Annotated in this window: 13 protein-coding genes; 3 read left to right on the forward strand and 10 right to left on the reverse strand. The window is 74.9% G+C overall.

Annotated features, from left to right (window positions below; genetic code table 11):
- Positions 1–89: 89 nt before the first annotated feature.
- The gene (locus ACIPUC_RS25605) at positions 90–2525 is read right to left on the reverse strand and encodes a helicase-associated domain-containing protein (RefSeq protein WP_446592450.1); all 2436 of its coding nucleotides are present in this window, start codon (positions 2523–2525) and stop codon (positions 90–92) included.
- A gap of 132 nt (positions 2526–2657) precedes the next feature.
- Between ACIPUC_RS25605 and ACIPUC_RS25610 the strand changes: the two genes are divergently transcribed.
- A complete protein-coding gene (locus tag ACIPUC_RS25610) occupies positions 2658–3653 on the forward strand; it encodes a hypothetical protein (RefSeq protein WP_446592452.1) in 996 nt (331 codons plus the stop codon).
- A gap of 48 nt (positions 3654–3701) precedes the next feature.
- On the opposite strand, the gene ACIPUC_RS25615 is transcribed toward ACIPUC_RS25610, so the two are convergent.
- From ACIPUC_RS25615 to ACIPUC_RS25635, 5 genes are all read right to left on the reverse strand, one after another.
- A complete protein-coding gene (locus ACIPUC_RS25615; protein ID WP_446592454.1) occupies positions 3702–4541 on the reverse strand; it encodes a hypothetical protein in 840 nt (279 codons plus the stop codon).
- A 9-nt stretch (positions 4542–4550) separates the two neighbouring features.
- The gene (locus tag ACIPUC_RS25620; RefSeq protein WP_446592455.1) at positions 4551–5063 is read right to left on the reverse strand and encodes a SigE family RNA polymerase sigma factor; all 513 of its coding nucleotides are present in this window, start codon (positions 5061–5063) and stop codon (positions 4551–4553) included.
- 130 nt (positions 5064–5193) lie between these two features.
- A complete protein-coding gene (locus tag ACIPUC_RS25625) occupies positions 5194–5979 on the reverse strand; it encodes an ABC transporter ATP-binding protein (protein ID WP_446592665.1) in 786 nt (261 codons plus the stop codon).
- 5 nt (positions 5980–5984) lie between these two features.
- Positions 5985–7028: a FecCD family ABC transporter permease gene (locus ACIPUC_RS25630; RefSeq protein WP_446592456.1), complete on the reverse strand. Its 1044-nt coding sequence runs from the start codon at positions 7026–7028 to the stop codon at positions 5985–5987.
- On the reverse strand, positions 7025–8047 hold the full coding sequence (locus ACIPUC_RS25635; RefSeq protein ID WP_446592458.1) for a FecCD family ABC transporter permease: 1023 nt from the start codon (positions 8045–8047) through the stop codon (positions 7025–7027). The genes ACIPUC_RS25630 and ACIPUC_RS25635 overlap by 4 nt, the downstream gene beginning before the upstream one ends.
- Positions 8048–8141: 94 nt before the next feature.
- Here ACIPUC_RS25635 and ACIPUC_RS25640 point away from each other — a divergent pair, with 94 nt between their 5' ends.
- Positions 8142–8777, forward strand: coding sequence for an HAD family hydrolase (locus ACIPUC_RS25640; RefSeq protein ID WP_446592460.1), 636 nt, complete (start codon positions 8142–8144; stop codon positions 8775–8777).
- 33 nt (positions 8778–8810) lie between these two features.
- Here ACIPUC_RS25640 and ACIPUC_RS25645 read toward each other — a convergent pair whose 3' ends face one another.
- Positions 8811–9062, reverse strand: coding sequence for a hypothetical protein (locus ACIPUC_RS25645; RefSeq protein WP_446592461.1), 252 nt, complete (start codon positions 9060–9062; stop codon positions 8811–8813).
- Positions 9063–9241: 179 nt separating this feature from the next.
- On the opposite strand from ACIPUC_RS25645, the gene ACIPUC_RS25650 reads away from it, so the two are divergent.
- Positions 9242–9625: a cold-shock protein gene (locus ACIPUC_RS25650; RefSeq protein ID WP_322975534.1), complete on the forward strand. Its 384-nt coding sequence runs from the start codon at positions 9242–9244 to the stop codon at positions 9623–9625.
- Between the two features lie 63 nt (positions 9626–9688).
- Here the strand turns inward: ACIPUC_RS25650 and ACIPUC_RS25655 are convergent, their stop codons facing one another.
- The 3 genes from ACIPUC_RS25655 to ACIPUC_RS25665 are packed head-to-tail and all read right to left on the reverse strand — an operon-like array spanning position 9689 to position 11781.
- Positions 9689–10540 (reverse strand): 1,4-dihydroxy-6-naphthoate synthase, encoded by an 852-nt coding sequence (locus ACIPUC_RS25655; protein ID WP_446592462.1) that lies wholly within the window; start codon positions 10538–10540, stop codon positions 9689–9691.
- Positions 10527–11279 carry a futalosine hydrolase gene (locus ACIPUC_RS25660; protein ID WP_446592463.1) on the reverse strand — a complete coding sequence of 251 codons (753 nt, stop codon included), beginning with the start codon at positions 11277–11279 and terminating at the stop codon, positions 10527–10529. Before ACIPUC_RS25660 ends, ACIPUC_RS25655 begins: the two co-directional genes overlap by 14 nt.
- 13 nt (positions 11280–11292) lie before the next feature.
- Positions 11293–11781, reverse strand: coding sequence for a DUF2771 domain-containing protein (locus tag ACIPUC_RS25665; RefSeq protein WP_215139559.1), 489 nt, complete (start codon positions 11779–11781; stop codon positions 11293–11295).
- Between the last annotated feature and the right edge of the window lie 5 nt (positions 11782–11786).

The raw sequence follows: 11786 nt of genomic DNA on the forward strand, positions 1-11786 counted from the left end.
CGCGGGTCGGGGCTGCATTTGCCGGGCCCAGGGCTGGATGGCGCCGCGGGTCGGGGCTGGATTTGCCGGGGCCGGATCGGGCCGGGTGGTTAGAGGTGCTCTTCCGCCAGCTCCGCGACGCCCGTGATCCGGTGCAGCGCGTACGTCCGTACCTCGTCCGCCGTGTGGTCGTAGCCGGTGACGAAGCCGCCCTCCACCCGGACCGGGGCGATGACGCGCTGGCTCGCCGCGCCGTCCGCGTTCACGTAGCCGATCCACACCGCCGACCCCGTCAGGGCGGCCGCCTGCACCGTCGCGAGGGTCTCCGCTGCGCTCGTGCGCGGGAGTTCGCCGGGCGCGCCCACCGCGGCGGCGGGCTCCTTGCGCACGGCCGTCGCCGCCAGGTCGCCCGCGCGGATCGCCCGTACCGCCGCCCCCAGCAGGGTGTCGTCCGGCACCGGCGGCCCGTCCGGCACCGGTACGGGCGCCGAGCGCGGCGGGGTGCGGCGGACTTCGGCCCGGCCCACCAGCACGTCGCCGGTCAGGGACTCCGCGGCCGGCGCGTACCCCATCGCCCGCAACCCCTCCAGCAGCGCGGTGGGTTCGGCCTGCGCGGCCAGGACGGTGTCGGCGAGGCGGCGAAGCCCCAGCCCCGCCGAGCGCTTGTCGGCCAGGATCTCGCCGAGCATCGCGTCGTCGTCGCAGCGCACGTACGAGGACGCCGCACCGACCCGCAGGTGCCCGTGCCGCCGCGCGACGTCGTCGATCAAGTACGCCAGCGGCTGCGGCACGGGCGTGCGGCTGTGTTCCTTGAGGAAGGCGTGCAGGTCGGCGGCGGCGTGCCCGGCGTCCAGGGCCCGGCGCACCGACCCGGGCGTGAACCGGTACACCGTGGCCCCGCCCTTGGACTCCACGTCCGCGAGCACCGCCAGGGTGTCGCCGAGCGGGCGGCGCAGCGGCCCGGGGGCCACCGCCGTCAGGTCGGCCTGGAGCAGGACGTGGTCCACCGGCTCCGGCAGCAGCGGGGCCAGCAGCGGCGCCGGGTCGCGGTGCTCCAGCAGGGCGCGGCCGAACGCGCTGAGCGCGCCCCGGCCGGTGACGCCCAGCACCTCGGCCTCGGTCAGCGTCCAGTGCGCGAGGCGGCCGCGCAGATCGCTCGTGCCGCGTACGGGACGCTCCCACGCGAGCCGGTCCAGCACCGCCTCGGGGGCGGGGGAGGCCCCTTCGGGCAGCGCGGCGAGGAGCTCCAGGACGCGCCGGCGCACCTCGGGGGCGGCCGAGCGGTCGAGGCCGGGGCCGAGGACGGACAGGGTGCGGCCCTTGCCGTCCTGTTCGCCGGCCAGGCCGGACGTGCGGGTGGCCGGCAGCCAGGCCGCCGCGAGGGCCGACCACCGCTCGGGGGGCGGCAGTTCGCACCAGTCGTCGAAGGCGGGGGTGGGCGCGTAGCGCTCGTCCGCCTCCCCGTCGCCGGCCAGCAGACCGGCCGCGTAGGCGAGTTCGATCCAGAACGCCGCCGCCGGCTCGGTGGTGTCCAGGGCGGCCGCGGCCCGCTTCAGGTCCCGTACGGCGAGCCCGCCCGCGCGCAGCACCAGCGGGCCGGTGTGCTCCCAGGACTTCACCAGCTCCTCGACGGTGGACAGCGCGGCCAGCGCCTGCCCGGCGGCGTTCGCGTCCACAAGCTGTGGACGGTGTTCGTGGTGCGCGGGCACCGGCGGAGGCACCGGCGCGGTGTCCCGGTGCGCGAGGCCGCCGCGCAGGTGGAGCGCCACCTCGCGGGGCAGGACCACGGTCCGCGCGGACGCGGGCAGCAGCAGGCCGCGGTCGCGCAGCCAGCGCACCGGCGCGGTCGGGTTGGGGGTCACCTCCCCGTACGGAGGGCCCCACACGAGCCGCCCGAGCACCTGGTGCGCCTCCGCCGGGGCCTCGTCCAGCAGCGCCGACATCCGCTGCGGGTCGGTGAACAGCCCGGTCAGCGCCGAGACCGCGGACACCGGATCGTGGGTGGCGGGCAGCCCGAGGGCCGCCACGATCTCCTGGATCCGGGTCGGCGACATCCCGGACGTGGCCTCGGCGACGGTCGGGCCGAGGCCCGTCGGGGAGGGCCGCTGGGCGGAGGGCGCGAGCAGCTCGCGGGCGGTGCGCACCAGGCGCAGCCGCTCGTCGTCGCCCCACACCAGGGCCTGGTCGCGCAGGGTGGCGAGCGCCCGGGGGAGCGCGGCGCGCGCGCCGTTGTCGTGGCCGGTGGTGCCCTCCTGGCCGGTCAGCAGCGACTCCAGCACCGGGTACGGGCACGGGTCGGGGGCCACCGCCAGGGCCTCGGCGGTCTGCAGCGCGAACCGGTCCAGCCGCTCCAGCGCCCGCACCACCGAGGCGCGGGTCCCGGCGCGGGTGGCCAGCTGGGTCACGTCGCCGGGCACCGGGCTGAGCAGGTCCGGGCGGGCGTGCAGCAGTGCGGCGAGGGCCGCGTCGTCGCGGGCGCGCAGCGCCTCGGCGAGGGAGCGCGGGGCGCCTCCCGCGGAGCCTCCTGCGGTGCTTGCCTCAGGCACGTCGTCGCCTCCTGGTCGCGTCGGCCGGTCAGTCGGCCGGTCCCCATCCGGCCAACGGTATCCGCTGAGCCCGCGGCCGCTCCACGGGCGCACGCGCTACCTTCGGGACAGGCTGTAAGGGAGGAGCCGGGCGTGGGGATCGAAAGCGACCAATTGGTCTACGAATATCTGAGCCGCGTCGGGGACTTGGCGCAACAGCGGCAGCTGTCCTCCGGGGACCGGATGCGGTTGGTGGCGGGGCTTCGGGACGAGATCGACCGTCGGCGCGCCCGGTACGAGCCGGAGACCCCGGCGGCCGTGCGCGGCATCCTGCAGCGGCTCGGCACGCCGGAGGAGGTCCTGGCGGGGCACGGCACCGCCGGTACCGGGTCCGCGCCGGCGGTGCCCGCTCCGGCCGTGCCCGCGCAGCGCGGGCCGCGCGGCGCGAAGCCGCCTGCGAAGCCGTCTGCGAAGCCGGTCGCGGAGCCGCGGAACGTGCCGCCGCACCTGGCCGGGCTCGACGAACTCGGCCCCTCGGGCGGATCCGAGCCCGACTGGTGGCGGGTCGGCCCGGGCGCGTACGGGACGGGGCCGCAGGTCGACGGGTTCGCGGGCGGCATCGAGTTCCCGGAGCCGGAGGCCGACCCGGACGAGGCGGCGGTGAAGCCGGAGCCGGAGCCGGCGGCCGGGGCCGGGCCGCAGGAGTCGGGCGTACGGGGCCTCGTACGGTTCCTGCGCGAGCGGCGGCGGGCGAAGAAGGAGGCGGCGGCGGAGGCGGCCCCCGCCGCGGGGCCGGAGGCCGCCGCCGGCCCCCGGCCCCGCCCGAACGCCTTCCTGCTGCTGGCCGCGGCCGTCCTCCTCGCCGGTGTGGTCACCGGGTACTGGCTGCTCCTCGTCGTGGGCTGGCTGCTGCCGTACGCCTCGCGGGTGCTGGGCCCGGCCGAGCGCAAGTGGGCCGTCTTCGGCCCGCCCGGCGTGGTCCTCGCGGGGGCGGTGGTGTGGCTGTGGGGCCGGATGAACGACCGCTGGGGCGAGGCCTTGGCGGAGGACCAGCTGAGCCCGGCCCTGCACGGGATGTGGCCATGGCTCCTGCGGACCGCCGGTTTGGCCTCCGTGGCGTACCTGGTCTGGCGGGCCCGCCGCCGCTAGCCGGAGCCACGGGGGCAAGGGCGCGGCGGCGGGCTGCCGGGACCCGGCTCAGCCGCCGGGGACGATCGTCTGCTCCTGTTCCACCGGGTCGGCGTCGGCGGTCTTGACCAGGTCGAGGAAGGCGGGCGCCTTGGCGAGGGCCAGCAGTTGGTCGTTGGTGACGGGCGCCGAGGTGTTCGAGGCGTCGTGGGGGCTGACGGCCAGTGAGACGCTGCTCTTGCCGTAGCGGAAGGAGAGCCGGGTCTCGGTGACATCGCCGTTGTTGATCGGCGCGGTCGCCGCCGTGGCCCGGATGCCGCCGGGCAGGGTGGCCTGCTTGCAGACCTGTCCCTTCACCTCCAGGCAGGGCCGGTCGGTGTGGTCCGCCCCCGACGGCCGTACGGAGAAGACGATGGTGAACGTCTTGCCGTCCTTCGTGCCCTGGTAGAGCCGCACCGAGAGGTCGGTCCGCTGCACGGTGCCGACCGACTCGGGCAGCAGCCCCTGGAGCACGCCGACGGCCTGGTTCTGGAAGTTCTCCTGCCGGGTCCGCTCGGCCACGGGCAGGTCGGCCATCGACGATTCGCCCGGGGTCGGTTCGATGTGCACCGGCGGCTGCGGCGCGGAACTCGACGGCGGCGCGGCCACGTTGACCACCCCGGACACCTTCTCGCCGCTGTTGCCGACCGGCAGGGCCGCGGCCCCGGCCACACCGAGCGCGGCGACGGCCAGTACCCCGCCGCCGATCGCCGCCCGGACCCGCGCCTTGCGCCGCCGCCCCTGTGCGCGGGCCGCGCCCGCCAGGTCCGGCAGTGGGGGCAGGTCCGCGGTCGTACGGTCCATCGCGTCGCGGACCAGCCGTACGGCCCTGTCGTCGGGGACTTCGTAGAGGTCTTCGGTGGTACCCATGACGTCTCCTCAGTTCTCGGTGGCGTAGAGGTGGGCCTCGCCGAGCTGCGTGCGCAGCTTCGCCAGGGCGCGCGAGCACTGGCTCTTGACCGTTCCCTCGCTGCAGCGCAGCAGTTCGGCGACCGTGCCGACGCTCAGGTCCTCCCAGTAGCGCAGGACGACCATGGCCCGGGCCCGCGGGGGCAGCGCGGCCAGTGCGGCGAGCAGGGTGACGCGCAGCTCGGCGTGCTCGGGCAGCGGTGGCGGGTCCGCGCGGCTGTGGGCCAGGAGGTCCCGCAGCCGCCGTCGCCGCTCGGCGAGGAAGGTGCGGGTCAGTACGGTCCTGGCGTACGCGTCCGGACTCTCGGCGGCGGACACCCTCCGCCAGTGCTGGAACAGTTTCGCGAGCGTCGTCTGGGTCAGATCGCGTGCGCCGTCGGCGTTCCCGCACAGCAGGTACGCGGTCCGGTACAGCTTGCGCTGACCGGCCCGGGCAAAGGCCTCGAAATCCTGCCCGGAGTCGTGCTTGGTGCCTGGTGGCATCCGCCCTCCCCGTTGCTTCGTGTCTCTCACCCCTGTCCTGAGTGCTGCCGCACGGGAAAGGTTGAGCACGAGTTTTCGAGGCGGCCGCCCGCCAGGCGCCGGGCTGGATTGCCCGCAGGGCGCCGCAGCGCTACGCGCCAGGGGCTCCCGGGATCACCAGGGGGGACCCCGTCACCGGGTCCGGGATGACGATCGAGTCGAGGCCGAAGACCTCGCGGACCAGGTCGGCGGTGACCACCGACGCCGGCGGGCCCTCGGCCACCACGCGGCCCGCCTTCATCGCCACCAGGTGATCGGCGTAGCGCGCCGCCTGGTTGAGGTCGTGGAGGACGGCGACCACGGTGCGGCCGCGCTCCCGGTTGAGTCGGCGGACCAGGTCCAGGACCTCCACCTGGTGGGCGATGTCCAGGAAGGTGGTCGGCTCGTCGAGCAGCAGCAGTTCGGTGTCCTGGGCGAGGGCCATCGCTATCCACACGCGCTGGCGCTGGCCGCCCGACAGGGCGTCCACCGAACGGTCCGCCAGGTCCGCGACCGAGGTACGGGCCATCGCGTCGACCACGGCCCGCTCGTCCGCCTCCGACCACTGCTGCCACCAGTGCTGGTGCGGCTGCCGCCCCCGCGCGACCAGGTCGGCGACCGTGATCGCCTCCGGGGCCACCGGGGACTGCGGGAGCAGCCCGATGGTCTGCGCGATCTGCCGCGTCGGCAGCGAGGACAGCGCGGCCCCGTCCAGCAGCACCGCGCCCGAGCGCGGCTTCAGCAGCCGGCCGAGCGCCCGCAGCGTCGTCGACTTGCCGCACGCGTTCGGGCCGACGATCACCGTCACCCGGCCGTCGGGGACGGCCAGGTCCAGGTCCTCGACGACCACCCGGTCCTCGTACGCGAGCGTCAGCGCACTCGCCGAGAGACGGCTCATCGGGGTCATGCCTTGCCTCCAGTGCGGCTGCGGACGATCAGCCAGATCAGGTACGGGGCGCCCACGGCGGCGGTCAGCACGCCCACCGGGAGCTCGGTCGGGGAGAGCAGCCGGCGCGCGAGGAGGTCGCCCAGGACGACGATCAGCGCGCCGGCCAACGCCGAGCACAGCAGCGGGATCTGGGCGGTGCGGGTCATCCGCCGGGCGATCTGCGGCGCGAGCAGCGCCACGAAGTCCACCGGGCCGGCCGCGCCCGTCGCCACCGAGGCCAGGACCACGCCCAGCGCGATGAGCCCGAGCCGCACCCGGCCCAGCCGCACCCCGAGCGCCGTGGCGGTGTCGTCGTCGAGGGAGACGGTGCGCTGCGCCCGCGCCGCCCACAGCACGCCCGGCAGCAGCGCCAGCAGCACCCACGCCAGCGGGGTGGCGACGTCCCAGCCGCGCCCGTTGAGCGAGCCGGTCATCCAGATCTGCGCCTGCTGGGCGACCAGGTAGTCGCCCTTGGTCATCAGCAGGGCCGTCACCGACCGCAGCGCGATGGCGAAGCCGATGCCGATCAGCACGAAGCGGGTCGCGTGCAGCCCGCCCCGCCACGCGAAGAGGTAGACGAGGACGGCGGCGGCGAGACCGCCGAGCACCGACAGGTACGGCAGTACGGCGTACGAGGTCACCCCGAAGGTCAGCGCCGCCACGGTGACGGCGCTCGCGCCCTGGCTGATGCCGATGATGTCGGGGGAGGCCAGCGGGTTGCGGGCCACGGTCTGGATCAGCGCGCCGGCGACCCCGAAGGCCAGGCCGACGAGCAGCCCGGCCGTCATCCGGGGCAGCCGCAGGGTGCCGACGACCAGCTCGTCCGGGGACGGCTGCCCGAGCAGCACCTTCACCACCTCGCCGGGGGCGACGAAGGACTCGCCGACCGAGAGGTACACGACGCAGACGGCCGCCAGCGCGGCGGCGAGGCCCAGCGACACGACCGCGGCCCGGCGGTGCAGCAGGAAGGAGCCGCGCCCGGCACGCACCAGGGTGTATCCGAACGGCACGGCGCTCACGCGGCCACCGCCTTGCGGCGGACCAGCGTGACCAGGAACGGCACCCCGATGAGCGCCGTCATCACCCCGGCCGGGACCTCGCCCGGCGGCACGACGACCCGTCCGACCGCGTCCGCGACGAGCAGCATCACCGGCCCGATCAGCGCGGCCATCGGCAGCAGCCAGCGGTGGTCGCTGCCCACGACGGCGCGCGCGATGTGCGGGACGGCGAGCCCGATGAAGGCGATCGGCCCGGCGGCTGCGACCCCGGCGCCGGTCAGCACGGTCGCTCCGAGCCCGCCGGTGATCCGTACGGCGGCCACGTTCTGCCCGAGCCCCCTGGCCACGTCCTCGCCGAGCGCCAGCGCGTCCAGGCCGCGGGCCGCGGACACCACCAGCACGACGCCCGCCAGCAGGAACGGCCAGATCTGGTGGACCACCTGGAGGTCCCGTCCGGCCACCGAGCCGACCTGCCAGAAGCGGAACTCGTCCAGCGCGGAGGCCTTCGTCGTCAGCACCCCCGTGGTCACCGACACGAGCAGCGCGTTGATCGCGGCCCCGCCCAGCGCCAGTTTCACGGGGGTCGCGCCCCCACGTCCGCCGGAGGCGATGGCGTAGACGGCGACCGAGGCCGCCGCCGCCCCGGCGAAGGCGAACCACACGTACCCGCTCAGCGTGTGCACCCCCGCGAAGGCGATGGCGCAGACGACAGCGACCCCGGCTCCCTGGCTGATGCCCAGGATGCCGGGGTCGGCGATCGGGTTGCGCGTGATGCCCTGGAGCGCGGTCCCGGCCACGGCCAGGGCCGCGCCGACCATGAGGGCGATCAGGGTGCGGGGGACGCGCAGGCTGCGCACCACGTCGGCGTCGGGGCCGCCGGCCCCGTGGACCAGGGCGTCCCAGACCACGGAGGGCGGAACGGGACGGGCCCCGACGCAGAGGGAGAGGACCACCGCGCATATCAGCGCGGCGAAGGCGGCTGCCGTCCACCCGATACGACGGGTCGTCAGGGCGCGCCGGAGAGCGGGCGGGGCAGACATGTCACCTATTTCATGATCTTGTAAGGCAAACCTCAGTCTACGTTCCCCCGTTGTCGGCCCGCTGTCGGCCCGGGTGTCGGCCCGCCTCGGCACAATGGCAGGTATGAACCTCACCGTCGGCTTCGACCTCGACATGACCCTCATCGATTCGCGCCCGGGAATCAAGGCCGCCTACCTGGCGCTCTCGGCCGAGACGGGCACGTTCATCGACGCCGACGCGGCGGTCACACGGCTCGGGCCGCCGCTGGAGGAGGAGCTGGCGTACTGGTTCCCGCAGGCCGAGATCCCGGCCATGTCGGACCGCTACCGGGAGATCTATCCCACATACGCGATCGAGCCGACCCCCGCGATGCCGGGCGCCCGCGAGGCGATCGAGGCCGTCCAGGCGCTCGGCGGCCGCGCGATCGTCGTCACCGCCAAGCACGAGCCCAACGCCCGCCTCCACCTCAAGCACCTGGGCATCGAGCCGGACGCCGTCATCGGCTGGCTGTGGGCCGAGGCCAAGGCCGGGGCGCTGCGCGAGTACGGCGCGCAGGTCTACGTCGGCGACCACGTCGGCGACGTACGCGGCGCCCGCACGGCCGGCGCGCTGTCCGTCGTGGTGCCGACCGGCCCCTGCCCCGAGCCGGAACTGCGCGCGGCGGGCGCCGACGTGGTGCTCGCGGACCTCACTGCGCTGCCGCAGTGGCTCGCGCAGTACGTCGCCGCCCAGCCCGCCCAGCCCGCCTAGGCACGGCCGCCTGGCACGGCCGGGAAGGTACGGCTACGCCTGCGAGGCCCGGGCCGCCCGGCGCTGCGCCGCGGCCGAGCGCAGTACGCCCGCCGCCGAGATCGCGAAGCCGACGCCCATCAGCATGCACACGGCCCACGCGTACGACGGGAACGGGTCGACGTCCAGGAACAGCGGGGCCATCGTCGCGAGCGTGGCCACGGCGCCCACGATGAACACGATGCCGCCGGCCTTCACCAGGGCGTCGCCGGGCCGTGCTTCGTCGGCAGGAGGAGTAACAGTCACCCCACCAGGGTAGTTCCCTGGCCTGAGGTGGCCGACGGCGAAGGACCGGGGAACGTCTTGTCACCGGGCCCTCGACCATTAGCCTTGAGGTGGCGGGTCACAGTTGGCCCGCTGCACTGTTATCCGGAGCCGTTCCACGGCACTTCGGACCCCGACGAGCACAAGGACAGAGGACGGACGTGCCTACCGGCAAGGTCAAGTGGTTCAACAGCGAGAAGGGCTTCGGCTTTCTCTCCCGTGACGACGGCGGCGACGTCTTCGTCCACTCGTCGGTGCTCCCTGCCGGGGTCGACTCCCTCAAGCCCGGCCAGCGCGTCGAGTTCGGTGTCGTCGCCGGTCAGCGCGGTGACCAGGCGCTTTCGGTGACGGTCCTGGACCCGGCGCCGTCCGTGGCCGCGGCCCAGCGCCGCAAGCCCGACGAGCTCGCCTCGATCGTGCAGGACCTCACGACCCTGCTGGAGAACATCACGCCGATGCTCGAGCGGGGCCGCTACCCCGACAAGGTGCACGGCACGAAGATCGCCGGCTTGCTGCGCGCGGTGGCCGACCAGCTCGACGTCTGAGCCCCGCCGTACACGACGGTGCCCCGCCGCTCGGCAGAGCGGCGGGGCACCGTCGTTCCGTCGTTACGGGAAGGCCAGCGCGCCGGGTGCAATGGCCGGTACCAGCCCCTCCGCCGCGGCCCTGGTCAGCAGGCCGCGCACGGCCGCGTAGCCGTCGTCGCCGAGGTCGGCGGTGAACTCGTTGACGTAGAGCCCGATGTGCTGGTCGGCGACCGCCGGGTCCAGCTCCTGCGCGTGGGCCCGTACGTACGGACGGGAGGCCTCCGGGTCCTCCCAGGCCATCCGGACCGACGTACGGGCGGCCTCGGCCAGGGCCTTCAGGGTCGCGGCGCCCAGCGAACGCCTGGCGATGATCGCGCCGAGCGGGATCGGCAGGCCGGTCGTTGACTCCCAGTGCTCGCCCATGTCGGCCAGGCAGTGCAGTCCGTAGTCCTGATAGGTGAACCGGGCCTCGTGGATGACCAGTCCGGCGTCCACCCGGCCGTCGCGCACCGCGGGCATGATCTCGTTGAACGGCAGCACGACCACCGTGCCGACCCCGGCCGGAAGCACGTCCGCCGCCCACAGCCGGAACAGCAGGTAGGCGGTGGAGCGTTCGCTCGGCACGGCGACCGTCTTGCCCGCCAGGTCGACCCCCGGCTCACGCGTGAGCACGAGCGGGCCGCAACCGCGCCCCAGGGCCCCGCCGCAGGGCAGCAGCGCGTACTCCTCGAGCACCCAGGGCAGCACGGCGTACGACACCTTCAGCACGTCCAGCTCGCCGCGCTCGGCCATGCCGTTGGTGAGGTCGATGTCCGCGAAGGTGACGTCGAGGGCGGGCGCGTCCGGGACGCGGCCGTGCGCCCAGGCGTCGAAGACGAAGGTGTCGTTCGGGCAGGGCGAGTAGGCGATCTTCAGCGGTTCACCGGTGCTCATGGCGTTCTCCCCAGTTCGCGAGTACGGGCCCCAGCGCGCGGACGCCGTCGGCGAGCGCGGCGAGCGCGTCCCCGATCCGCCAGGCGGCACGGTCACGCGGGCCCACGGCGTTGGACACGGCGCGGATCTCCAGTACGGGCAGCCCGTGCGCGACGGCCGCCTCCGCCACCCCGAAGCCCTCCATGGCCTCGGCCCCGGCCATCGGGTGCCGGGCGGCGAGCTCGGCGGCCCGGGCGGCGGTACCGGTGACGGTGGAGACGGTCAGGACGGGCGCGAGCAGCGCCCCGGTGGCCTCGGCGGCGCGCGCGGCGAGTTCGGCGGGCGGCAGGTGCACGCTGTGCCCGAAGCCGAGCGTCCGCACGTCCAGGAAGCCGTCGGGGGTTTCGGCCCCCAGATCGGCGGCGACGATCGCGTCCGCGACGACGAGGGAGCCGGGCGGGGCGGCGGGCTGGAACCCGCCGCCGATGCCGGCCGAGACGACGAGCGTGTACGAGCCGAGGGCCAGGGCGGTGGCGGTCCCGGCGGCGGCGGCCGCCGGACCGACGCCCCCGACGAGCACGTCGAAGGCGATGCCCGGGAGGTCCCTGGGGGTCCCCCCGGACGGAGTCTGGGGGAGCGTGATGAGGTACCCGCCGGGAAGGGTGCGCGGCTCAGGACCGGGGGCGTCCGGATGAGGGGTCAGCCCGGTGATGACGGAGTCTGCCTCCGCCGCCACCGCGGTCACGACGAGCGCGCGCACCGGGGCCGCCCGGTTACTTGAGCTTGAGGTTGAAGGTCCAGACGGAGAGCGGCTTGCCGTCCTCGGCGACCTGGACGAAGGCGAGCTTCTTGGAGGCCGGGGCCTCGCCCTGGCCGCCGGTCGCGAAGACGTCGGCGCCCGGGAAGCTGCGGTAGGTGTTCGAGGAGGGCTCGGTGATGGGCTGCCCGTCCAGGACCGCCTGCCACTTCTTGCCGTCCTCGACGACGTCCGGCTCGACGCCCAGGCGCAGCGTGTCGCCACGGGCGTACTCGACGGTCTTGGCGTCCTTCAGGTTGGTGAGGCAGTCCTGGACCTTGTCCATGGACAGCGGCTCGGTGCCTTCGTGGCAGGCGGCTTCGGCGGACACCGACGAGGTGCCGACCGTCACGGTCGCCAGCGGTGTCGGCTTGTCGCAGGCCGAGAGGAGGAGGAGGCCGGCGGACACGGCTCCGAGGGCCGCGACGCTGCGGCGGGCCCTACCCGAGAAAAGCGGTGCGGTCATGAGCC

Source organism: Streptomyces sp. LARHCF249, from assembly GCF_052871255.1.

Excerpts from the sequence above, each read along its gene's own strand:
- ACIPUC_RS25635 (WP_446592458.1), bottom strand. The coding sequence starts at position 8,047 with ATGTCTGCCCCGCCCGCTCTCCGGCGCGCCCTGACGACCCGTCGTATC.
- ACIPUC_RS25625 (WP_446592665.1), bottom strand. The coding sequence starts at position 5,979 with ATGAGCCGTCTCTCGGCGAGTGCGCTGACGCTCGCGTACGAGGACCGG.
- ACIPUC_RS25655 (WP_446592462.1), bottom strand. The coding sequence starts at position 10,540 with ATGAGCACCGGTGAACCGCTGAAGATCGCCTACTCGCCCTGCCCGAAC.
- ACIPUC_RS25615 (WP_446592454.1), bottom strand. The coding sequence starts at position 4,541 with ATGGGTACCACCGAAGACCTCTACGAAGTCCCCGACGACAGGGCCGTA.
- ACIPUC_RS25665 (WP_215139559.1), bottom strand. The coding sequence starts at position 11,781 with ATGACCGCACCGCTTTTCTCGGGTAGGGCCCGCCGCAGCGTCGCGGCC.
- ACIPUC_RS25640 (WP_446592460.1), top strand. The coding sequence starts at position 8,142 with ATGGCAGGTATGAACCTCACCGTCGGCTTCGACCTCGACATGACCCTC.
- ACIPUC_RS25620 (WP_446592455.1), bottom strand. The coding sequence starts at position 5,063 with ATGCCACCAGGCACCAAGCACGACTCCGGGCAGGATTTCGAGGCCTTT.